This is a genomic window from Kosakonia sp. ML.JS2a (assembly GCF_025642095.1).
Taxonomy (GTDB): Bacteria; Pseudomonadota; Gammaproteobacteria; order Enterobacterales; family Enterobacteriaceae.
In genome coordinates this window covers 3,517,294-3,539,471 of sequence record NZ_CP106754.1, presented here as the reverse complement: position 1 = coordinate 3,539,471, position 22,178 = coordinate 3,517,294, and the positions used below count along the sequence as shown (strand labels likewise).

The 22,178-nt window shown below is 54.4% G+C and carries 18 protein-coding genes; 11 read left to right on the top strand and 7 right to left on the bottom strand.

Annotated elements, in window-relative coordinates; all coding sequences use genetic code 11:
• Nucleotides 1–16: 16 nt before the first annotated feature.
• The 3 genes from glnH to rhtA form a co-directional block, all read right to left on the bottom strand.
• Nucleotides 17–763, bottom strand: a complete 747-nt coding sequence (gene glnH / locus N7922_RS16805) for a glutamine ABC transporter substrate-binding protein GlnH (RefSeq protein ID WP_263097417.1) — start codon at nucleotides 761–763, stop codon at nucleotides 17–19.
• Between the two features lie 362 nt (nucleotides 764–1,125).
• Complete coding sequence (gene dps, locus N7922_RS16800) at nucleotides 1,126–1,629, bottom strand: DNA starvation/stationary phase protection protein Dps (RefSeq protein ID WP_061494566.1); 504 nt, start codon at nucleotides 1,627–1,629, stop codon at nucleotides 1,126–1,128.
• A 299-nt stretch (nucleotides 1,630–1,928) separates the two neighbouring features.
• The gene (gene rhtA / locus N7922_RS16795) at nucleotides 1,929–2,816 is read right to left on the bottom strand and encodes a threonine/homoserine exporter RhtA (protein WP_263097416.1); all 888 of its coding nucleotides are present in this window, start codon (nucleotides 2,814–2,816) and stop codon (nucleotides 1,929–1,931) included.
• 361 nt (nucleotides 2,817–3,177) lie between these two features.
• Here rhtA and ompX point away from each other — a divergent pair, with 361 nt between their 5' ends.
• Nucleotides 3,178–3,690: an outer membrane protein OmpX gene (gene ompX, locus N7922_RS16790; protein ID WP_263097415.1), complete on the top strand. Its 513-nt coding sequence runs from the start codon at nucleotides 3,178–3,180 to the stop codon at nucleotides 3,688–3,690.
• Nucleotides 3,691–3,757: 67 nt separating this feature from the next.
• Here the strand turns inward: ompX and N7922_RS16785 are convergent, their stop codons facing one another.
• Together N7922_RS16785 and mntS are read right to left on the bottom strand one after the other, a co-directional pair.
• On the bottom strand, nucleotides 3,758–5,347 hold the full coding sequence (locus N7922_RS16785) for a phosphoethanolamine transferase (RefSeq protein ID WP_263097414.1): 1,590 nt from the start codon (nucleotides 5,345–5,347) through the stop codon (nucleotides 3,758–3,760).
• 280 nt (nucleotides 5,348–5,627) lie between these two features.
• Complete coding sequence (gene mntS, locus N7922_RS16780; protein WP_263097413.1) at nucleotides 5,628–5,759, bottom strand: manganase accumulation protein MntS; 132 nt, start codon at nucleotides 5,757–5,759, stop codon at nucleotides 5,628–5,630.
• A 187-nt stretch (nucleotides 5,760–5,946) separates the two neighbouring features.
• Here mntS and mntR point away from each other — a divergent pair, with 187 nt between their 5' ends.
• The 9 genes from mntR to N7922_RS16735 all read left to right on the top strand — a co-directional run bounded on the left by mntR (nucleotide 5,947) and on the right by N7922_RS16735 (nucleotide 16,614).
• Complete coding sequence (gene mntR, locus N7922_RS16775; protein WP_088237136.1) at nucleotides 5,947–6,417, top strand: manganese-binding transcriptional regulator MntR; 471 nt, start codon at nucleotides 5,947–5,949, stop codon at nucleotides 6,415–6,417.
• Nucleotides 6,414–7,523: an anion transporter gene (locus N7922_RS16770; protein WP_263097412.1), complete on the top strand. Its 1,110-nt coding sequence runs from the start codon at nucleotides 6,414–6,416 to the stop codon at nucleotides 7,521–7,523. Before mntR ends, N7922_RS16770 begins: the two co-directional genes overlap by 4 nt.
• A 101-nt stretch (nucleotides 7,524–7,624) precedes the next feature.
• On the top strand, nucleotides 7,625–8,728 hold the full coding sequence (locus N7922_RS16765; RefSeq protein ID WP_263097411.1) for an HlyD family secretion protein: 1,104 nt from the start codon (nucleotides 7,625–7,627) through the stop codon (nucleotides 8,726–8,728).
• Nucleotides 8,725–10,296 carry a DHA2 family efflux MFS transporter permease subunit gene (locus N7922_RS16760; RefSeq protein WP_263097410.1) on the top strand — a complete coding sequence of 524 codons (1,572 nt, stop codon included), beginning with the start codon at nucleotides 8,725–8,727 and terminating at the stop codon, nucleotides 10,294–10,296. The genes N7922_RS16765 and N7922_RS16760 overlap by 4 nt, the downstream gene beginning before the upstream one ends.
• A gap of 2 nt (nucleotides 10,297–10,298) precedes the next feature.
• Nucleotides 10,299–11,819, top strand: coding sequence for an efflux transporter outer membrane subunit (locus N7922_RS16755; RefSeq protein ID WP_263097409.1), 1,521 nt, complete (start codon nucleotides 10,299–10,301; stop codon nucleotides 11,817–11,819).
• Between the two features lie 100 nt (nucleotides 11,820–11,919).
• A complete protein-coding gene (locus tag N7922_RS16750) occupies nucleotides 11,920–12,960 on the top strand; it encodes an aldo/keto reductase (RefSeq protein WP_263097408.1) in 1,041 nt (346 codons plus the stop codon).
• A 196-nt stretch (nucleotides 12,961–13,156) separates the two neighbouring features.
• Nucleotides 13,157–14,533, top strand: a complete 1,377-nt coding sequence (locus tag N7922_RS16745) for a glycoside hydrolase family 1 protein (RefSeq protein WP_263097407.1) — start codon at nucleotides 13,157–13,159, stop codon at nucleotides 14,531–14,533.
• Between the two features lie 27 nt (nucleotides 14,534–14,560).
• A complete protein-coding gene (locus N7922_RS16740; RefSeq protein ID WP_263097406.1) occupies nucleotides 14,561–15,880 on the top strand; it encodes a PTS sugar transporter subunit IIC in 1,320 nt (439 codons plus the stop codon).
• Between the two features lie 17 nt (nucleotides 15,881–15,897).
• Nucleotides 15,898–16,614, top strand: a complete 717-nt coding sequence (locus N7922_RS16735) for a GntR family transcriptional regulator (RefSeq protein WP_263097405.1) — start codon at nucleotides 15,898–15,900, stop codon at nucleotides 16,612–16,614.
• A 108-nt stretch (nucleotides 16,615–16,722) separates the two neighbouring features.
• Here N7922_RS16735 and ldtB read toward each other — a convergent pair whose 3' ends face one another.
• A complete protein-coding gene (gene ldtB, locus N7922_RS16730) occupies nucleotides 16,723–17,643 on the bottom strand; it encodes a L,D-transpeptidase (protein WP_263097404.1) in 921 nt (306 codons plus the stop codon).
• A 207-nt stretch (nucleotides 17,644–17,850) separates the two neighbouring features.
• Here ldtB and N7922_RS16725 point away from each other — a divergent pair, with 207 nt between their 5' ends.
• Nucleotides 17,851–19,443, top strand: a complete 1,593-nt coding sequence (locus N7922_RS16725) for an ABC-F family ATPase (protein ID WP_263097403.1) — start codon at nucleotides 17,851–17,853, stop codon at nucleotides 19,441–19,443.
• 356 nt (nucleotides 19,444–19,799) lie between these two features.
• Here the strand turns inward: N7922_RS16725 and N7922_RS16720 are convergent, their stop codons facing one another.
• Nucleotides 19,800–22,166 (bottom strand): glycoside hydrolase family 31 protein, encoded by a 2,367-nt coding sequence (locus tag N7922_RS16720; RefSeq protein ID WP_263097402.1) that lies wholly within the window; start codon nucleotides 22,164–22,166, stop codon nucleotides 19,800–19,802.
• Between the last annotated feature and the right edge of the window lie 12 nt (nucleotides 22,167–22,178).

Below are 22,178 nucleotides of genomic sequence, written 5' to 3'. Positions count from 1 at the left end.
TTAAATTTTATAATAATTATTTAGGTTCAGTACCGAACCATTTTTTGTAGATTTCGTTGTATGTACCGTTGTCACGCAGGGTTTTCAGCGCGCCGTTCACTTTTTCACGCATCGCATCGCTGCCTTTCGGGAACGCGATACCGTACTGCTGCGCTTCCAGAGACTCACCTACTGCTTTGAACTGACCATTGCCCGCTGTTTTGATGAAGTACAGGATGTTTGGCGTATCGTGCAGTACCGCATCAGCGCGACCGGTGCCCAGCTCCATATAGGCGTTATCGATGTTCGGGAACTGGCGCAGATCTTTGGTTTTGATGTTGGCTTTCGCGTAATCAACAGAACCGGTGCCGCTCTTCACAGCCAGTACTTTGCCATCAAGATCTTTCACGCTTTTTACGTCGTTGTTGTTGGCTTTGACCATCACCAGCAGGCCGCTTTTATAGTAGCCGTCGGAGAATTCGATCGCTTTTTTACGCTCTTCGGTAATGGTGATGCCTGCCAGCGCCAGGTCGATGTTTTTGGTTTGCAGCGCAGGGATAATGCCACTGAAGTCCATTGGCTTCAGTTCATAATCCAGTTTCAGCTCTTTAGCGATAGCAGCCCACAGGTCCACGTCGAAACCAACGTATTTATCGCCCTGTTTGAACTCGAAGGGAACGAACGCGGTGTCGGTTGCAACAACCAGTTTTTTGTCAGCTGCCTGAGAAGAAACGGCAAAGGCGAGAGCGAGTGCAGCAAGGGAAAATTTCAATACAGACTTCATAGTTTTTCCTTTTGTATCCGGGGAGCGAACCCCTGCGAGAATGAACGCAGTATGAAAAAATCATGCCAGGTTTACAACCTATTGTTTTGTAAAGGCGAAGCTTTACACGGTTGCACAATAAGTGTAGCAACATTGCTGTTATGCACCATTTTGAGTCACTGCTTTGGTGCAATTAAGCGAAGCGGCCTGTTTTGCTTCTATTTAGCGCGCAATCCGCACGTAAAACAATCTGTTGTTAACAATTTTGTGATGTGATTATTACGTAGCAATAACTTATGGCGGGAGGGAGGGGAAAAATATGCACCATGAAAGTGCAAGCCCCCTCGTATGAAAGCGAGGGGGTCATTGATAATGCTTATGGATTATTCAATGTTGGATTCGATGAACCACAGGAATTTGTCCAGATCGCGTGACGCCGCGGTGAAGATATCTGCGGTATCTTCGTCTTTTGCTTCGCTGATGGCTTTACGCACATCATTCGCCACAATGGCGTAACGGTCAGCCAGCTCTTTCAGGTGATCCTGTACGCTGTGAATATCCAGCGGGTAGCTTTTCAGCGCCGTTTTGCTGTTGATCACCTGCGTGGTACCGAGCGCTACACCGCCCAGCTGTACGGCGCGTTCCGCCATGGTGTCAAGGTGATCGACCAGCGCAGTACGGAAGCCATCCAGCATTTCATGAACGGCAATAAAGTTAGCACCGCGCATATTCCAGTGGGCCTGTTTCGTGATCAGCGACAGGTCAATGAACTGGATCACCTGGCGATTCAGCAACTCAACCGTCGCTTTTTTATCGCTATCCGATACATCGTTACGGGTATAAAGCAGATTAGACGCTTTCGTTTTTACTAGTTTAGCGGTACTCATAATCTCATATCCTCTTGATGTTTGTGTCCCAGGTAATTAACGAAACTAAGTATAGCACCAGATTAAGGTTTTCTGATTTGGCTGTGCCTATCGGTTCAATAGCAAAAGCTATATAACGGATGGATTTGTGAGGATTTAATGTTAACTGACTGAATTTTATGTGTAATAAGATTAATTGTCAGGTGGCGATTTCTCATAAACTCTAATTAATGAGAAATGTACGTAAAGGTAAGAAATAATGTCTGTTTAACCGTGCCGTTATTCAGCGTGAGGATTATCCCACGCTGAATAATAATTATTTAGCCGATATCCACTTCTTTGATTTTACCTTCCCGTCGCAGCGTGAGCGTTGATCCCATCGAGGCAATGACAATCGCCATCAGCGCCAGTACCTGCTGGAAGGTGAGCGTCTCACCGAGGAAAATCATGCCTGATATTGCCGCCAGCGCCGGTTCCATGCTCATGAGCGTTCCGAAGGTGCGGGTCGGCAAACGGGTCAGGGCAATCATCTCAAGCGAGTAGGGCAATGCTGTCGATAAAATAGCCACGGCGATACCCAGTGGTAATACCGACCAGTGCCACAGCAACTCACCGGACTGGAATGCGCCAAGGGGGACAAAAATCAGCGCGGCAATCAATGAACCCAGCGCCACGGTCGCCGGACCATGTTCTTCGCCTGCGCGCTGACCGGAAAGAATGTACACCGCCCAACAGGCACCCGCGCCCAGCGCCAATGCAGCGCCGGTTAAATCTACGTGGGAGACGTTGTCGCCCAGCGGCAATAGGTACCACAAGCCGAGCACCGCCAGCACCACCCAGATAAAGTCCACCGCGCGACGGGAAGAGAATAACGCCACCGCCAGCGGGCCGGTGAACTCCAGCGCAACGGCAACGCCTAACGGTACGGTCTGAATCGAGAGATAGAACATATAGTTCATGCCGCCCAACGACAGTCCATAAAACAACAGCGGCAGGCGCTGTTCCGGCGTGAAACGCAGTCGCCAGGGTTTGAAAATGATCGCCAGGATGAACGTGCCCAGCGCCAGTCGCAGCGCCGTTACACCCGGCGCGCCCACCAGAGGAAACAGCGATTTCGCCAGCGATGCGCCGCCCTGAATGGAGATCATCGCAATAAGAAGCACACTAACCGGTAGCCATACCGGCATGTTACGAGACAGCCCTGGCATCCTTTCTCCCGTCAATTTATGTCAACTGAAAGTAAAACAGTCAGTCTACTTGAATTACCCCCGGCCGGTTGAGCGTTTGTTGAAAAAGGTGGGCGGAATATCCGTAGAATAGAGGGCATCTGGTGGTTAATTAACCTGTCATTTTAGGAATTATCTGGATGAGCGTGCCGTTTGTAAGTCATCATAATGGTACGTTATGCGGGGAAACGGCTTTTTTTTGAAAGAGTTGGTCAAGGGCGGAAACGTTCTGTTACATGAAATGACGCTTTAGACATCGTTTCGCGCAAAGAGTTTCTTAACAATTTTTGATATATTAAAAACGTAGGACGTAGGATTTACTTGAAGCACATTTGAGGTGGTTATGAAAAAAATTGCATGTCTTTCAGCACTGGCCGCACTTCTGGCGGTATCCGCAGGTTCTGCAGTTGCAGCTACATCTACCGTAACCGGTGGTTATGCTCAGAGCGACGCGCAGGGCATCGCGAACAAAACTAACGGTTTCAACCTGAAATACCGTTACGAGCAAGACAACAGCCCGCTGGGTGTGATCGGTTCCTTTACGTACACTGAAAAAGATCGTACCGAAGACAGCGTCTACAACAAAGCTCAGTACTACGGCATCACTGCTGGTCCGGCTTACCGCATCAACGACTGGGCAAGCATCTACGGTGTTGTCGGTGTTGGCTACGGTAAATTCCAGCAGACTGAAGCAGTGGCTAAAACCTCTGACACCAGCGATTACGGTTTCTCTTACGGCGCTGGTCTGCAGTTCAACCCGATGGAAAACGTTGCTCTGGACTTCTCCTACGAGCAGAGCCGTATCCGTAGCGTTGACGTTGGCACCTGGATTGCCGGTGTTGGTTACCGCTTCTAATCGCTTCGGCGATATAAAAAATCCGCCCATCGGGCGGATTTTTTTTGTCTGCAGTAAACGTAAAAGCTTAACGGCGACTGCGCGTTTCGAAGATATCCGTGCCCAGATGGTTGTAGTCAACTTTCTGTAACTTAAAGTTGGTAATGTAAGCTGGGCTGGCTTTTTGCTCGGAAATAAAACGGTAAGAATTTTTAATCTGCTCGGTGGTGATCCCCGTCCACTGCGAGAAGAAACTCAAAAAGTCGTTCGCTGAACGACGCGCCTTAATCACCCGATGCGTTTTATCATCGCTGGACAGCACCATAAATGGCACCTGGAAGTTTTGCTGGAAATGGTCGTCATGCGCCAGATACTGCACCTCTTTGCCGCGCTCTTTGAATGCCAGTCCATGATCGGAGAAGTAGACCATAGAGAAGCTGTCGCCGGTATTCACCAGCTGTGAGTACAGCTTGCCGAGCAGATCATCGGTCTGGGTAATGGAGTAGAGATAGCAGGAGGTCTCTTTCGATTGCACAAACTCGTTGTATTTCCCGCCCGTGCGGTCGCAGGCTTGCGGATGCGAACCCATCAAATGCAGCACAATCAGTTGCGGTTGTTTGCGGGCAGTTGAAAAGACCTGCGCGGTCATTTTCAGCAGATCTTCATCGCGGGCGTTTTTGTTCGCTTCAAAATCACCATTTTTCAGGAATTGCACCTCATCGGCGCGTTTCGCGATGCTGGCAATGGCGGTGTCATATTCGCCAATCTGGCCCTGATTCGAGAACCACCAGGTCTGGAAACCGGCGCGGTTCGCCAGCGTGACAAAGTTATCCTGATACTGTGGCTCACCATTTACCACGCGGTTTAACGTCAGACCGAGGGATTTTTGCGTTGAACCGCTGGCGGAGATGTAATCCGTGAACAAGTTACCATTTACCTGACTGGAGAAAGGGGTGTTGTTCCAGTGACCGCCAAAAGAACCCATGGCGTCACGGCGCACGCTTTCGCCAATCACGACAACATAGGTATGGTATTTCGGTTTTACCGCCAGCACATTCCAGGTGTCTTTCATGCGCGAGAGTTGTGCCATGTTCTCCTGCTCTTTCACCACTTCGTAGTTGTTCACCGCCACATCGCGCACAAAGCGCAGCACCGGAACGCCGGTATCGTATAAGCGAAACTCGAAGCCATGAAAGTGGTTTTGCACCGGGCCGATAAAGTAGGAACCAACACAAAAAATCACGCCCATCGTGTCCCATTTCAGCCACGGCGTTGACGGTATGGTCACCCGGCGGCGCAACGATACGATACCGAGCGCGAAAATAAACACGCCAATCGCGTAGTGATACCACGGAAAGATAGTCAGAATTTCCGTCGACTCTTCCATATTGGTCGAGTGCAGCGCCAGCAGGGTATTAAAGTTTGGCGCGCCATACGCCCGGCCAAACGGGAAATAGCAGGCGGCAACCAGCGAGGTTATAACGATAAATATTTTTTGCGCGCGGGGTGCATGACGCCACAGCACCAGCAAGGCGCAGGTAAAGACGATGGCGTACAGTACGCTAAATTCGTAACCAAGAGCAGAATTGATCACCATTGACTGGAGAAAGTAGAAACCCGTCCACGGGTTAATCGTATGGCTGCGGAAAGCAACGGATTCTTTAAGAATTAGGCTCATTGATGACTATCGCGAAAACGCCATGTGCTCACCCTGGCGTAAGGGTCAAAACCTGCCGGACAGTGCGTGTGAAGAGGGGAGGGGGTCCGCATCTGCGAGCCGCAATTTGTGCAGGGCAGCGCAAAGATAAAGCGAGGCACTAAGAAGGTCAACACCCGCTAAGCGGTTGTTTTGAGAGAATGATTGCAAATCCAACAAAAACAGGCGGATTTTTAGATGAATTAGCCAGTATGACGGGGAATTGTGACAGAAAAATGAAGCGGCGTACCGCGACGCCGCATTAGTGTGAAGGGTTATCGTGGTTTTGCTGCGGTTTGCCGTTAATCATATCGCACAGCATATTCAGCAGCATTAAACGCACTTTAAAGGGAGAGTGACTAAACACGCGCATACACCTCTTGAACTCATTCATCTTCTCCTCCTTACGTTTGCCCCCTTTCCATCCGTGAAAGGTGAGTACATTACATACAGATATAGCACAGGCTATGTTGTATAGCTATGGCTATCACGTTAATTTTTTGTGCTGGTTCACGGATGGTTTACAATGGCGCTTCTCTTATATGATGCTGCACAGGCGTCACACTGTCAGAGGAAGCACAATGAACCGTCGCGCAGGTAAGCAAACAATAAAAAAAGTGACGCTGGTAAATGTTGAAGAGCATGTTGAAGGCTTTCGTCAGGTGCGCGAAGCGCATCGTCGTGAGTTGATTGACGACTATGTCGAACTGATTTCTGATTTGATTCGCGAAGTGGGCGAAGCCCGCCAGGTGGATATGGCGGCGCGTCTTGGCGTCTCGCAGCCCACCGTTGCCAAGATGCTGAAAAGGCTGGCGACGGTGGGTCTGATTGAGCAGATCCCCTGGCGTGGCGTGTTCCTCACACCTGAAGGGGAAAAGCTGGCGCAGGAGAGCCGTGAACGCCACCAAATCGTTGAGAGCTTTTTACTGGTGCTCGGGGTCAGCCCGGAAATCGCTCGCCGCGATGCCGAAGGCATGGAACACCACGTCAGCCAGGAAACACTCGACTGTTTCCGCCGCTTTACGCTGCAACATGAGCAATCTCCTGAATGAGCATGCCGTTTTTCCGCGCTCTGGCGCACGACCGCTTTTTACACCTCTTACTGCTTATCGGCATTGCGCTCTGTTTTGCCGTTCCCTTTGCGCCAAAAACCTGGCCGGGTGCCATCGACTGGCACACGATTATCACCCTTAGCGGCTTAATGTTGCTGACCAAAGGGGTGGAGCTGAGCGGTTATTTTGATGTGATTGGGCGGCGAATGGTGCGCCGTTTTCATACGGAACGGCGACTGGCCATGTTTATGGTGCTGGCGGCCGCGCTGCTTTCCACCTTTCTGACCAATGACGTCGCGCTGTTTATCGTCGTACCGCTGACCATTACGCTAAAAAAGCTGTGTGAGATCCCGGTCAACAGGCTGATCATTTTTGAAGCGCTGGCGGTTAACGCCGGATCGTTGTTAACCCCGATTGGCAATCCGCAAAATATTCTTATCTGGGGCCGTTCCGGACTCTCTTTCCCGGCGTTTATCTGGCAGATGACGCCATTGGCGCTGGCGATGATGGTGACCCTGCTGGCGCTGTGCTGGTTCTGTTTTTCCGCAAAAGCGCTGAACTACCATAGCGGCAGCAAAACGGCGGACTGGCAGCCAACGCTGGTATGGAGCTGCCTCGGTTTTTATCTCATCTTTATTACCGCACTGGAGCTGAAGCAGGAGCTGTGGGGGCTGGTGCTGGTAGCGGCAGGGTTCTTGCTGCTGGCGCGCCGGGTCGTGCTGAGCGTGGACTGGACGCTGTTGCTGGTGTTTATCGCCATGTTTATTGATGTGCATTTGTTGATCCAGCTCCCCGCGCTGCACAGTGTGCTCACCAGCGCCAGTCAGCTTTCGCCCCCGGGCCTGTGGCTGACGGCGATTGGGCTGTCGCAATTTATCAGTAACGTACCGGCCACCATTTTGCTGCTCAACTATGTGCCGCCAGACACCTTACTGGCCTGGGCGGTGAACGTGGGTGGTTTCGGTTTACTGCCCGGATCGCTGGCCAATCTGATTGCTTTGCGGATGGCAAATGACCGCCGTATCTGGTGGCGCTTCCATCTTTATTCCCTTCCTATGCTGCTGTGGGCCGCACTGGTCGGCTATGGATTATTCTTATTCAGATAGTGCTGATTTGTCAGTTTATCCTGGCAAATGTATAGCAACCGCCTAACTTTAGGTAACGGCGCACCCCTGGCGCCGTTACCTGACAGGACTGTTGCGATACTATGGCAGAAAACACAACGCATCCTGACGCCGTTCAGGACAATGACAAAGACGATAACAACGCACGTAAACGCCCCGGAAAGAAGCCCTTGATCATTCTCGCCATCGTGGTTGGCGTCATGGTGATCGTTGCGCTGGTATGTTGGTTGTTAACCCGCAATGAAGAGACGACCGATGACGCCTTTACCGATGGCGATGCGGTAACCGTTGCGCCGAAAGTCGCGGGTTATGTTACCGAACTGCGAGTGAAAGATAACCAGCGGGTGAAAAAGGGCGACTTGCTGGTGGTCATCGATCCTCGTGATGCAAAAGCCCAGCGCGATCAGGCGCAGGCACAACTGGGGCTGGCAACGGCGCAGCTACATCAATCACAGGCGCAACTGGCGCTGTCAAAAGTGCAGTACCCGGCGCAGCGTGATGAAGCCCGCGCCCAGGTGCTGAAAGCTAAAGCTGACCTGGCGAACGCCGAAGCGGCATACCGTCGCCAGCGTGGCGTCGATCCCCGGGCAACCACGCAACAGAACATCGATAGCGCCAACGCCCAGTTACGCAGCGCTCAGGCGCAACTCGCCAGCGCTCAGGCACAACTGGAAGTGGCGGATCAGGTGCAGTTGCAGATCCGCCAGCAGGAAACCAATGTCGAAGCCCGCCAGCAGCAGGTTGAACAGGCCAAAGCGCAGTTAGAAACCGCCACGCTTAATCTGTCGTGGACGGAAGTGCGCGCGCCGTTCGACGGCTTTATCACCAAACGCAATGTGCAAAACGGTACGCTGGTGCAGGCAGGCACCGCACTGTTTTCGCTGGTTTCACCAGACGTGTGGGTGGTGGCAAATTTTAAAGAGTCGCAACTGGCGCGTATGCGTCCGGGCAACAAAGTGAGCGTCAAAGTGGATGCCTGGCCGGATATGGAACTGGAAGGGCATATCGACAGCATCCAACAGGGCAGTGGGTCGAAATTCGCTGCGTTCCCGTCGGAAAATGCTACCGGTAATTTTGTCAAAATCGTGCAGCGCGTACCGGTGAAAATCGTCATTGATAAAGGGCTGGATGCGAATAAACCGCTGCCGCTGGGCCTTTCCGTCGAACCGAAGGTGACGCTGGAATGACCGATCACAGCCACGATAACTGGCGACCGGCCAGCAATCCGTGGGCGGTGGCGTGGGTGGTCACCCTTGCGGTGTTTATGGAGATCCTCGACACCACCATCGTCAACGTGGCGCTGCCGCATGTTGCCGGGTCGCTCTCTGCCAGCTATGACGAATCAACCTGGGTGCTCACCAGTTATCTGGTGGCGAACGGTATCGTGTTGCCGATTTCGGCTTTTCTGAGCCGCGTGTTTGGTCGCAAGCAGTTCTTTCTGATCTGTATTGTGATGTTTACCCTCTGCTCGTTTCTGTGCGGGATCGCCACGGAATTGTGGCAGATCATCCTGTTTCGCATTCTGCAGGGTTTTTTCGGCGGTGGGCTGCAACCGACGCAGCAATCGGTCTTGCTGGATTATTTTAAACCGGAGGATCGCGGTAAAGCTTTCGGCCTCTCGTCTATCGCCATTATTGTCGCTCCGGTGATGGGGCCAACGTTGGGCGGCTGGATCACTGACAATTACTCCTGGCGCTGGGTGTTTTTTATCAATATTCCGGTCGGCATTGTGACCGTGCTGGCGATTTATCAGTTACTGGAAGATCCGCCGTGGGAACGAAAATCGAAGCAGAAACTGACCATCGACTGGCCGGGCATTGGGCTTATTGCCCTTGGGCTGGGCTGTTTGCAAGTGATGCTCGATCGCGGTGAAGATGAAGACTGGTTCAATTCCGACTTTACCCGCATCTTTGCCGTGCTGACGGTGGTCGGTATTGTCGGGGCCATTTACTGGTTGCTGTATGCCAAAAAACCGGTGGTGGATTTGCGCACGATGGCGGATAAAAACTTCGCGATCTCCAGCCTGCTGATGGCGGGTATGGCGATGATCCTCTATGGCAGTTCGGTGGTGATCCCGCAACTGGCTCAGCAGGATCTCGGCTATACCGCGACATGGTCCGGGCTGGTGCTTTCGCCTGGCGCGGTGTTGATTGTGTTGACCATTCCGCTGGTACTGAAGCTGATGCCAGTGGTGCAAACGCGCTGGATCATTGCTTTTGGTTTCTTTTGCCTGGCGGCTTCGTTCTGGTGGTCGCGCACCTTAACGCCGGATATCGACTTCGAAACGCTGATGCTGTTTCGCAGCGCGCAGTCTATTGGTCTGGGATTTTTGTTCGTGCCGCTCACCACCATTGCGTTTATTACTATCCCGCGCCAGCTCAATGCCGATGCCGCCGCGCTGTTCACCATGTTCCGCAATGTCGCGGGTTCGGTAGGCATTTCGCTGTCGACGGCGGCGATTACCGAACGCGCGCAGGCGCACAGCGCGCATTTAGCGGAGCATACCTCGCCGTTTAGCGAACCCTTCCAGCAGGCATTGCGTGCGTCGGCGCAGGCTATTCACAATTTCACTGCCCTGGCGGGGGATCCCCTCTCCACGGCCAGCGGGCAGATATACAAAGCCATGATCGCCCAGGCGCGGTTTCTGGCCTATATCGATGTCTTCACGCTGCTGAGTGTGGTGGCGCTGTTACTGATCCCCTTTTGTTTATTGCTGTCGCCGATCAAAAGCGAAGGCAGCGCAGGAGCACATTAACTATGCCGGGACGTCTTTTCGTACTCTTTCTCTCTGTCTGGCTTACAGGTTGTGCTGTAGGGCCGGATTACCAGGCCGCGAGGCCACAAACCCCGGCACGTTGGCACGATCCGGGGGATACGTCGGTCGGCTCGCAATCCTCTACGCAGGCGATCAATCCCCGTTGGTGGACCACGTTCCGCTCGCCGCAACTGAATAGCCTGATTGAACGGGCTATCGCCGGGAATTTGTCGCTCCAGCAGACGGTACTGCGTATTGCGGGCGCACGGGAGCAAACAAATCAGGCGGGCGGCGCGTTTCTGCCCTCGGTCAACGGTACGCTGAAAGCCACCCGTCAGCAGTTAGGCATTGAAGGGGAGCTGAAATCCCATGATGTGGAAGGGCAATTGCAGGATGCGGACCCGGCCATTGCCAGCGCGTTGGGTGCATTAACGCAGCCGGTGAATCTGTATCAGGGCAGTTTTGATGCGCAGTGGGAACTGGATCTGTGGGGCAAAGTGCGCCGCCAGGTGGAAAGCGCGCAGGCGCAGCAGCAACAAGCAATTGAACAACGTAATGATGCGCTGGTTTCGCTGGAGGCGGAAGTGGCGCGCACATGGCTGCAACTGCGCGGCGCACAACGCATTATTGCCACGCTGCAAACCCAGATCGACAGCGCGCAGCAAACGTTCGAGCTGACCGATAACCGGCAGAAAGGCGGCTTGTCACCGCAACTGGATGTGGAAAACGCCCGCGCCCAGGTGGGCAACCTTGAAGCGCAGCTTCCGCAATACCAGGCGCAGGAACGTCAGGCGATGAATGCGCTGGCGATCCTGCTTGGTAAACCGCCTGGTGCGCTGGATAGCGAATTGCGTAACCCGCAGCCCTTACCGGCGTTGCCGGACAGTGTGCCGACCGGTATTCCGTCCACGCTGGCGCGACGTCGCCCGGATGTGCGGGAAGCGGAAGCCAGCCTGCACGCTGCAACGGCGCAGATTGGCGTGTCGGTTGCGCAGCTATTCCCCAGCCTGAGTCTGAGCGGCCAGTTTGGCCTGCGTAATAGCGAAACCAACTGGCTGACCGACTGGAGCAGTCACTTCTACAGTTTTGGCCCGCAGGTATCGATCCCTATTTTCCAGGGCGGTCGTCTGGTCTCCAGCGTCAAACTGGCCCGGGCGCAGCAGGGCGCGGCGGTGCTGAATTATCGTCAAACGGTGCTGACAGCGTTGGGCGATGTGGAAAACGCGCTGGTTAGCTATCGCACCGATCAGCAGCGTGAGGCCGGGCTGGATAAAACCATCAGCGCGTTGCAAAACGCGTTCTCACTGGCCAGCGACAGCTATCGGCAGGGGCTCGCCAGCTTTATTGATGTGCTGGACGCTCAGCGCCAACTGGCGCAGGCCAGCCAACAGCGCGAACAGGCGCGGGTGCAAAGCAGCCTTGATCTGGTGGCGCTCTACAAAGCATTAGGCGGCGGCTGGGAACCTTATCAAAACGTGCAACTCCCTGATTATCCAGTGTTTGGCGACGCACCTCGCGGATAATCAGAGAATTGGGCAAGAAACAGGCAGGATCCTCACATTCGCCGCCACCGGGGATTGCGTATAACTGTCTGCGTCAACTAACAGATGAGGAGACGCCAACATGCGCTACAAAAAACTGGGCAATACCGGACTGTTTGTTTCTGAATTATGCCTCGGCACCATGACCTTTGGCGGTGAAGAGGGCATGTGGGGCCAAATCGGCCAGTTGCAGCAAGCGGAAGTCGACAGGCTGTTGGGCCGTGCGCTGGATGCCGGGATTAACTTTATTGATACCGCTAACGTGTACTCCAATGGGCGCTCGGAAGAGATCACCGGGCAGGCGCTGAAGAACCTGAAAGTGCCGCGTGAAAATGTCATTGTCGCTACCAAAGTGTTCGGTGAAACGGGCACAGCCGGGGTGAACTCGCGCGGCAGCTCCCGTTATCACATTATTCATAGCGTGAAAGAGAGCCTGCGCCGTATGCAACTGGATCATATCGATCTCTATCAGTTGCACGGTTTCGACCCTGCCACGCCGATGGAGGAAACGCTCGCCGCGCTGGACAATCTGGTGCAGCACGGGTATGTGCGTTACATCGGTGTGTCGAACTGGGCGGCATGGCAAATCACCAAAGCGCTGGGCATTTCAGCGCGGCTGGGGCTGGCGCGTTTTGCCTCGCTACAGGCCTATTACACCATTGCCGGGCGCGATCTGGAGCGCGAACTGGTGCCAATGATGCAAAGCGAAGGCGTGGGGCTGATGGTCTGGAGCCCACTGGCGGGTGGTTTGCTGAGTGGCAAATACAGTCGTGATGGCCAGGGCGAAGCGGGGAGTCGTCGCCTTACGTTTGACTTCCCGCCGGTGAATAAAGACCGGGTTTTCGATTGTGTGGATGTGATGCGCGCCATCGCCGACAGCAAAGGGGTATCGGTGGCGCAAATCGCACTCGCCTGGTTGCTGCACCAGCCAGTGGTGAGCAGTGTGATCATTGGCGCGAAACGTGACGCGCAACTGGATGACAACATTGCCGCTACCGCTGTTCGCCTGAGCGACGACGAATTGCAACAGCTGGATGCCGTGAGCGCACTGCCACGCGAATACCCCGGCTGGATGCTGGAGCGTCAGGGTGAATACCGCCGTAATCAATTGAAACAACAGTAAGTTATCCCTTCTACAGTTGCCCGGTGGCACTTCGCTCACCGGGCCTGCTTATCCTGCCACCCGATACGACCATGCCGCCATAACGCAAATTCTTTCGAAAACCGTCACAAAACTGCACTCTCTTTTTTGCCTGCTTTTTCGCCATCGCCTATATGACTAGTCATATAAGCAAAATGACTAGTCATGGAGAAAAACGATGAGCAAAACGTTACCGACCGGTTTTTTATGGGGAAACTCCGTCTCCAGCATGCAGACTGAAGGCGCATGGAATGAGGGCGGAAAAGGGATGTCGGTCTACGATATTCGCGAAGCCAGTGAATTTGCCTCCGACTGGAAAGTCGCCACCGATTCTTACCACCGTTATCGCGAAGATTTCGATCTGATGCAGGATCTCGGTATGAATTGCTACCGTTTTCAGATTTCCTGGAGTCGTGTCTGCCCGCAGGGCGATGGCGTTTTTAATGAAGAGGGCATCGCTTTTTATGACCGCTTTATCGACGATCTGTTGGCGCGCGGCATTGAGCCGATGGTTTGCCTCTATCACTTTGATATGCCGCTGGAGCTGGCGCAGCAGTACAACGGTTTTGTCGACCGGCGTGTGCTGGATGCTTTTGTTCGTTATGGCAAAAAGATGATTGACTGCTTCGGCAGCCGGGTGAAGTACTGGCTGACCTTTAATGAGCAGAATATTTACCACATGCCGGGCGCGTTTCAGGTTGGCGGCTATCTCAGGGGGGAGAAAACTCTGCGCGAGCTGTACCAGATCCAACACCATGTGATGATGTCGCATGTGCTGCTGACCCACTATCTGCACGACACGCAGCCCGGTAAGCTGATGGGCGGTATGCTGGCGCACCAGTTAGTCTATCCGGCGACCTGCAAACCCCGCGATGTGTTCTGTGCCACGCAATATGACGAGTTTATAAACCAAAATTTGTTACGGGTTTATGCCGGCCAGGGTTACAGCCCGGCCGTGCTGGCGGTGGTGGATCGCGAAGGTTTTCGCGATATCTATCGCGACGAAGACCTGGCGCACATCGCGCGGGTGAAAAACGATTTTATGGCCTTTAGCTATTACGCCAGCAAAACGCTGGACAGCGACGCCATTGCGCCGGGTACGCCAGTGAACGACTACCTGCAGCAGGGCGATAAAGCCAACCCGCATCTGGCGGCCACGGAGTGGGGCTGGCAAATCGATCCGCTGGGCTTCCGCGCCATTATCACCCGCTATTACAACGACTGGCGGCTGCCGGTATTTCCCATTGAAAACGGTATCGGCGTGATTGAAGAGTGGGATGGCGTAAACCCGATTAATGACGACTACCGTATTGCCTACCACCGCGATCATCTGCAAGCGATGCAGGACGCCATCTTTGAAGACGGCGCTCAGGTCATTGGTTATCTCGGTTGGGGGCTGATCGACATTCTCAGTTCGCAGGGCGATATGCGTAAGCGCTACGGCGTGGTGTATGTGAACCGGGAAAATCACGATCTGAAAGATATGCAACGCGTACCGAAAAAGAGCTACCACTGGCTGCAACAGGTGATCCGCAGCAACGGCCGCGATATGTAAACGTGACGGATTGAGGGAGGCATCGCGATGTCTGATACGAAAATCACGCCCAACATGCAGTCGTTTGTCGATAAGTTTGTCGATTTCTCCGCCCGCCTGGCAAATCAGGTGCACTTGCGTTCCCTGCGCGACGCTTTTGCTGCCGTGATGCCCATTTTTATCCTCGCCGGGCTGGCGGTGCTGATCAATAACGTGATCTTTCCCTGGGTGTTCGAGGGGGAAACGCTGGCGCGCTTTAAGGTGTGGGGCGAAGCGGTGATCAATGGCACGCTGAATATCGCGGCGTTATTGATTGCACCGATGACGGCCTGGTCACTGGCGCGCAATAAGAACTTTGATAACCCGGTCTCCGCCGTGGTCATTGCTCTGTGCAGCTTTATCATGATGATGCCAATGCACCTCGACGTGGTACCCGTGGGCGGTAAAGCCAGCGTAACTGTCAGCCAGATGCTCTCTTTCACCAATATTGGTTCCACCGGAATTTTCGCCGGGGTGATTATCGGTCTGCTGTCAACGGAGTTGTTTATCCGCGTGGCCAGTGTGAAGAAATTCACTATTTCTCTGGGGGATAATGTGCCGTCGGCGGTGGGGAAATCCTTCTCGGCGCTAATTCCGACCATCATTACGTTATCGGTATTTGCCATTGTGGCGGCGCTGCTGGCCAACCTGCTGAACACGGATTTGATCCACCTGATCACCACACTGATTCAGCAACCGTTACGGCAAATCAACACCAGCCTGCCGGGGACGCTGTTCATCTACAGTTTTGGCAACTTCCTGTTTACGCTGGGGATCCACCAGACGGTGGTCAATGGGGTGATCCTCGAACCGTTTTTATTGATCAACACCAATGAGAACATGCTGGCCTTTGCCAACGGGCAACCTATCCCGCACATCATCAACAGTATTTTCGTGCCGACATTCGGCATGATTGGCGGTACCGGCAGTACGATTTCGCTGCTGCTGGCGATCTTTATTTTCGCCCGACAGAAATCGTCGAAGCAGGTGGCGCGGCTCGCTATTTCTCCCGGTCTGTTCAATATTAATGAACCGGTAATCTTCGGTTTACCGATTGTGTTCAACCTGCCGTTGATGATCCCCTTTGTGCTACTTCCGGCGATAGGCATCTGGTTTGCCTGGCTCTGCACCACGCTCGGCTGGATGTCGCGCTGCGTGGTGATGATCCCCTGGACAACGCCGCCGGTGCTGAGTGCCTGGCTGGCAACGGCAGGGGACTGGCGGGCGGTGGTGGTGCAGTTGCTGATCATCATCTTTGGTGTATTCTTCTACCTGCCTTTCCTCAAAATCTCTGAGCGAGTGGCCTTAAGAAACAACGGGATAGACTAAAAACAGCAGGAAGGGATATGGCGGCAAAATACATCACTATTGCGCGGGAAATGAAGCGCCGCATTCTCAGCCAGCAGTACTCCGCCAGTGCGCCGTTGCCGGATCAGTTTGCACTGGCGGCCGAGTTTGCCACCAGCCGGATGACTATTCAGCAGGCGATGCGGCAGCTCATTGTGGAGGGGCTGGTCTACAGCCGCCAGGGGCAGGGCACCTTTATCCGCAAGAATTTCCTGCAACTGTCACGCTGGGACCTGCCGGGCAGTGATTACTTTGGGGCGACCAAAACCTGGGAAAACGTCGGTGAAGTCACCAGTAAAATTATCCGCTTTGAATTACGTTTCCCGACGGAAAAAGAGCAGGCCTCTTTGCTGGTAGGGCCGGACGACCCGGTCTATGACTTTAATCGCTTGCGTTTATTGGAAGGTGAGCCCGTGTCGCTGGAATTTACCCTGATGCCGGTCAATCTGGTACCGGGACTCAATCGCGGGCACCTGGAAAGCTCGGTGTTTCGTTACGTGCAGGAAGAGCTGGCGCTGAAGATCATGGGCTCATATCGCATTGTGCGGGCCTTGAAGCCCGGCACGGAAGATAAGCAGTACCTTAACTGCGAAGACACCGATCCGGTTCTGGAGGTGGAGCAGGTGATCTATCTGGAAGATGGCACGCCGCTGGAGTACGCCCACTGCCATTATCGTTACGATCACGGCGGGGTCATTGTGGTCAATAACGGATAAAAAAAAGCGGAGAATCATCTCCGCTTTTTCTGCCGGTGTCAGCTGAGCCTTATTCTCCAGGCCGGATACGCGTCGCGTCACCCGGCCTGGCAGGCCAGCAAACCGGGATTAGTTCAAACGAACCGGCATACCGGAACGGTTCTGCACCGCCTGGTCAACCACGTTCTGATCAACATCAGACTGACCGGTAACAGTTTGTACCGCTTTGGTCAGCGCAATCGGCACGATCTCGCCTCCAGTGAACTGGGCGTCGGTGGTGGAGAGCGGGTTGTGTACTTCGATGTAGCGGCTGCCATCCGGTTCGGTAGTGGCTTTTACCGGCTCATCAATAAACTGTACGCGCGTACCGACCGGCACGTTTTCGAACAGGAATTTAATGTCGTCGTTACGCAGACGCACACAGCCGTGGCTTACGCGCAGACCGATACCAAAGTTGGCGTTGGTGCCGTGGATCGCGTACAGGCGGCCAATATAGAGCGCGTACAGACCCATCGGGTTATCCGGACCGGCCGGGACAACAGGCGGCAGCGGTTGACCCATTGCTGCGTATTCCGCGTGCATTTTTGCGGTCGGCGTCCAGGTTGGGCCGTTCTTCTTACGCTCAACTTTGGTGGTCCAGGCAATCGGGGTATCTTTGCCCAACTGACCGATACCGATTGGCAGCACGATCACCGTGTGAGTGCCTTGCGGATAGTAGTAGAGACGCATTTCCGCGCTGTTGATGACAATCCCTTCGTGAACCGTGTCCGGCAGAATCAACTGCTGCGGAACGTTCATGACGGTGCCACCTTTCGGCAGGTAAGCATCAATGCCCGGGTTGGCTTCCAGCATGTTGGACAGACCCATCTGGTATTCCGCCGCAAAATATTCCAGAGGCTGTGTATTGCCCTCCGGGATAGTCACGATCTGGTTCTGGCCAATCAGACGGCTGCCATCAGTCGGCAGCGGATAAGTAACAGCAGACGCGCTTTTGCAAAATCCCACGACGGCAAAGGCCGCCGCGAAAAGGGTTGTTAATTTCATGTTCATGTTGTGCGAGATTTTTGCCACACAGGCCATTGGGTTGAGAATGCAGGAAGCGCATTATATGTGCATTCCACCGTCCAGGGAATTCAGATGTGTACGAAATCACACTTTTTTCCCTTTGGTTGCAGTTTAGCGGACTGACAGCGAACAGGAATCTCATTCGGATTTGTGGCATAATAGGGTGTTTGTCACATATTTCAGGATACTTCCGTGTTAGTCACCAGCAACGTCACCATGCAGTTCGGCAGCAAGCCGCTGTTTGAAAATATTTCCGTCAAATTTGGCGGCGGCAACCGTTACGGCCTGATCGGCGCCAACGGGAGCGGTAAATCCACCTTTATGAAAATCCTCGGCGGCGACTTAGAGCCGACGTTGGGTAACGTCTCTATCGATCCTAACGAGCGCATTGGTAAGCTGCGTCAGGACCAGTTTGCCTTTGAAGCGTTCAGCGTGCTTGACACGGTCATCATGGGCCACGCTGAACTGTGGGCGGTGAAGCAGGAACGCGACCGTATTTACGGCCTCGCGGAAATGAGCGAAGAGGATGGTTACAAAGTCGCCGATCTCGAAGTGCAGTATGGCGAAATGGACGGTTACTCCGCCGAAGCGCGCGCGGGCGAACTGCTGTTGGGCGTTGGCATCCCGGTTGAACAGCATTACGGCCCGATGAGCGAAGTCGCTCCCGGCTGGAAACTGCGTGTTCTGCTGGCGCAGGCGCTGTTCGCCAACCCGGACATTCTGCTGCTCGATGAACCGACCAACAACCTGGATATCGACACCATCCGTTGGCTGGAGCAAGTGCTGAACGAGCGTGACAGCACCATGATCATCATTTCGCACGACCGTCACTTCCTCAACATGGTGTGCACGCATATGGCGGATCTCGACTACGGTGAGCTGCGCGTCTATCCGGGCAACTACGACGAGTACATGACCGCAGCGACCCAGGCGCGTGAACGTCTGCTGGCGGATAACGCCAAGAAAAAGGCACAGATTGCTGACCTGCAATCTTTCGTCAGCCGCTTTAGCGCTAACGCCTCTAAATCGCGTCAGGCCACCTCTCGCGCTCGCCAGATTGATAAGATCAAACTGGAAGAAGTGAAAGCGTCCAGCCGCCAGAACCCGTTCATCCGCTTCGAGCAGGACAAGAAACTGTTCCGTAATGCGCTGGAAGTAGAAGCGTTGACCAAAGGCTTTGATGAAGGTCCGCTGTTTAAAAACTTCAATCTGCTGCTGGAAGTGGGCGAGAAGATTGCCATTCTGGGGGCGAACGGCGTGGGTAAAACCACCCTGCTGAAAACGCTGGTGGGCGAACTGCCAGCCGACAACGGCACGGTGAAATGGTCCGAAAATGCGCAGATTGGCTACTACGCGCAGGATCACGCGGAAGATTTCGATAACGATCTGAGCGTGTTTGACTGGATGAGCCAGTGGAAACAGGAAGGTGATGACGAGCAAGCGGTGCGCAGCATCCTCGGTCGTTTGCTGTTCAGCCAGGACGATATCAAAAAACCGGCGAAGGTGCTTTCCGGGGGCGAGAAAGGTCGCATGCTGTTCGGTAAGCTGATGATGCAAAAACCGAATATCCTGGTGATGGATGAACCGACCAACCACCTGGATATGGAATCCATCGAGTCGCTGAACATGGCGCTGGAGATGTATCAGGGCACGCTGATCTTTGTTTCTCACGACCGCGAGTTCGTGAGTTCACTGGCAACGCGTGTGATTGAGATTACGCCGCAGCGCGTGGTGGATTTCTCCGGGAATTATGAAGATTACCTGCGCAGTCAGGGTATTGAGTAATTTTTTACCCTCACCCCGCCCTCTCCCTGAAAGGGAGAGGGAGATATAACCCCGCTTCCCTGTGATGTAGGTGCCCGTGTTTTACCCTCTCCCCTATGGGGAGAGGGAGATATAACCCCGCTTCCCTGTGATGTTGGTGCCCGTGTTTTACCCTCTCCCCTATGGGGAGAGGGAGATATAACCCCGCTTCCCTGTGATGTTGGTGCCCGTGTTTTACCCTCTCCCCTATGGGGAGGGGGAGATGTAAACCCGCTTCCCCTGTGATGTTGGCACCTGTTTTTTTACCCTCTCCCCTGTGATGTTGGCACCTGTTTTTTACCCTCTCCCCTATGGGGAGAGGGCAGGGTGAGGGGACATTACGCCAGTATCCACTCGTTTGCCGCCACGCCATTGACACGCAACGTGCGCTTATCACCGGCAGGCAGCGTCACTTTCAGGGCTTTCCAGGCCGGGCGGTAGTCGCCGCGCGTGCGTATCTGCAGATCAACCTCGCTGCCGGTGCAGACCATTTCCCACTCCAGCCACAGTGCATTGCCGTCTTTATAACCCCAGGATTCACCGTCATCTTCAAACAGCAGACCGGCGGAGCGCCCCGTGCCTTTGACCGGGAACAGTTGCAGTTCGCGGGTCGTGTCCGCTTTCGCATCCACGTGGGTAATGCGCTCGCTCAGCGGCAAACCGGCACCGGCGCGCACCAGCAGTGGCAGGGTTTCCAGCGGTGCATCCAGAGTTATCCACTGCCCTGGCGCATACCAGGTTCCGCTGTAGAAATCATACCAACCGGTGTCATTGGCCGGCAGCCAGACGCGGCGTTCACGCTGGCCCGGCTCCACCACGCTCGCAACCAGAAGGTCACGACCCAGCAGGAAGTCATCGCACTCCTCAAAGGTTTGCGCGTCATGCTCGTGATCGAGGAACGTGGGGCGCAACATCGGTTCATCATCGGCGTGCGCTTGCCACAACAACGTATACAGGTACGGCAGCAGGCGGTAGCGTAATTCAATCGCACTGCGGATGGCCGGGGTGATGGCCGGGTACATCCACGGCTCGTTCACCGTCTGATCGTCATTCCAGGAGTGAATGGTAAAACGCGGATGCATCACGCCGTTTTGCACCCAGCGCACAAACAGTTCTGCGTCCGGTTTATCGCCGGAGAAACCGCCCACATCATGGCCCACGTTATACAGGCCGGACAGGCTCATCCCCACGCCCATACGGGTGTTATAGCGCAGCGTATCCCAGTTGGTGCGGTTGTCGCCGCTCCATGTTTGCACATAACGTTGCATCCCGGCGCAGCCGGAGCGCGAGATCAGATACGGGCGTTTTTGCGGTGCGAAACGCTGCTGGGCTTCCATCGACGCTCGCATCATCAGCAGTGGCATCACCGGGCGAATATGTTTGATGGCGATCTCGCGGCCAAATCCCTGGCAACGCGCTTCGCCGTCCCACACCTCAAACTCGTTATTGTCGTTCCAGGTGGAGTCGATACCCATTTCCAGCAACTGTGTGGTCACGCCTTCCTGCCACCAGGCTACGGTCTGCGGGTTGGTGAAATCGAGATGGGAACCTTCATCATCCCAGAAGCTTGAGCGTTCCGGCGCATCGGTTTCGGAGTCGCGAATAAACAACCCTTTTTCCGCCACTTCGTTGTAGCGAGGGTGATCCTGCAACAGGCAAGGTTTGATATTCGCCGCCAGTTTCAGCCCGGCATCGTGGAATGCCCGGGTCATCACTTTCGGTTGCGGCACCTTGTCATAGTTCCAGTTAAAGACATAACGCTTGCCGTTGATCGAGGTATAACCGGAAGAGAGCTGGAACGAATCGCACGGAATGGCGTGTTCTTCGCACAGGCGAATAAAGTTCATCAGCTGGTTTTGCGCATCCGGCGCATCGGTGTAATGCATGGTTGAACCGCTGTAGCCCAGGCTCCACTTTGGCCCGAACAGCGTTTTCCCGGTCAGACGTACAAAGGCTTTGGTGACATCCAGCGCGCGCGCGCCGGTAAACAGGTAGTAATCGATATCGCCCGCTTCTGCCTGCCAGCGGCGGTAGGCGGTGTGGTAGTTATCGATCTCATTGCCCAGATCCAGCCAGCAACTGCTGAGGTTGTCATAAAACAGGCCGTAGCTGATATCGTCGCGGCGGGTCAGGGTAAACGGAATATGTTTGTACAGCGGATCGGTACTGACCGCGTTATAGCCCATGGCATCGAGGTTGCGCATTTCGTAGCGTTGACCGTTACGTTGCAGATTGCCGGCTTTTTCGCCGAGGCCATAAAAACGCTCCTCTTTTTTACGGCTGAGATAGTGCGCCACGCCATCGCCGTGCGCATTCAGCAGATAGGCGCTGGTCGGGCGATCGCCTGCCAGCCACTGCCACTCGCCCGCGTCATTACGGTAATGCCACTCCAGCCACAGCGGTTGATGCACGGTCACCCGCAACTGCGCGCTTTGCACCGTCAGCGTCTCCTGCTGCTCAGTGAGCGACCATGTTGGCAGACCAAAGCCGGATAAATCCTCACGTGCGCGGCCTTCCCATGGCACATCTTCACCCGGTGCAATACTCCAGGTTCTGTCCAGCGCCAGCTCGCCCTTACGCTTTAGCAGCACGCGGAACAGGTTCTCCTCAAGGATATAGAGGCACAGCGTATGTTGCCCGTCCACCAATAGCTCAACATGGTGAGCCGCCTGTTTTTGCAACGTCCAGTTCTTCAGGGTTTTCATATCAGACATCCA

Coding starts and splice junctions, on each gene's coding strand:
- N7922_RS16750 (WP_263097408.1), top strand. CDS start 11,920: ATGCGCTACAAAAAACTGGGCAATACCGGACTGTTTGTTTCTGAATTA.
- mntS (WP_263097413.1), bottom strand. CDS start 5,759: ATGAATGAGTTCAAGAGGTGTATGCGCGTGTTTAGTCACTCTCCCTTT.
- ldtB (WP_263097404.1), bottom strand. CDS start 17,643: ATGAACATGAAATTAACAACCCTTTTCGCGGCGGCCTTTGCCGTCGTG.
- rhtA (WP_263097416.1), bottom strand. CDS start 2,816: ATGCCAGGGCTGTCTCGTAACATGCCGGTATGGCTACCGGTTAGTGTG.
- dps (WP_061494566.1), bottom strand. CDS start 1,629: ATGAGTACCGCTAAACTAGTAAAAACGAAAGCGTCTAATCTGCTTTAT.
- N7922_RS16765 (WP_263097411.1), top strand. CDS start 7,625: ATGGCAGAAAACACAACGCATCCTGACGCCGTTCAGGACAATGACAAA.
- glnH (WP_263097417.1), bottom strand. CDS start 763: ATGAAGTCTGTATTGAAATTTTCCCTTGCTGCACTCGCTCTCGCCTTT.
- N7922_RS16745 (WP_263097407.1), top strand. CDS start 13,157: ATGAGCAAAACGTTACCGACCGGTTTTTTATGGGGAAACTCCGTCTCC.
- N7922_RS16760 (WP_263097410.1), top strand. CDS start 8,725: ATGACCGATCACAGCCACGATAACTGGCGACCGGCCAGCAATCCGTGG.
- N7922_RS16770 (WP_263097412.1), top strand. CDS start 6,414: ATGAGCATGCCGTTTTTCCGCGCTCTGGCGCACGACCGCTTTTTACAC.
- ompX (WP_263097415.1), top strand. CDS start 3,178: ATGAAAAAAATTGCATGTCTTTCAGCACTGGCCGCACTTCTGGCGGTA.
- N7922_RS16740 (WP_263097406.1), top strand. CDS start 14,561: ATGTCTGATACGAAAATCACGCCCAACATGCAGTCGTTTGTCGATAAG.
- N7922_RS16720 (WP_263097402.1), bottom strand. CDS start 22,166: ATGAAAACCCTGAAGAACTGGACGTTGCAAAAACAGGCGGCTCACCAT.
- N7922_RS16735 (WP_263097405.1), top strand. CDS start 15,898: ATGGCGGCAAAATACATCACTATTGCGCGGGAAATGAAGCGCCGCATT.
- N7922_RS16785 (WP_263097414.1), bottom strand. CDS start 5,347: ATGAGCCTAATTCTTAAAGAATCCGTTGCTTTCCGCAGCCATACGATT.
- N7922_RS16755 (WP_263097409.1), top strand. CDS start 10,299: ATGCCGGGACGTCTTTTCGTACTCTTTCTCTCTGTCTGGCTTACAGGT.
- mntR (WP_088237136.1), top strand. CDS start 5,947: ATGAACCGTCGCGCAGGTAAGCAAACAATAAAAAAAGTGACGCTGGTA.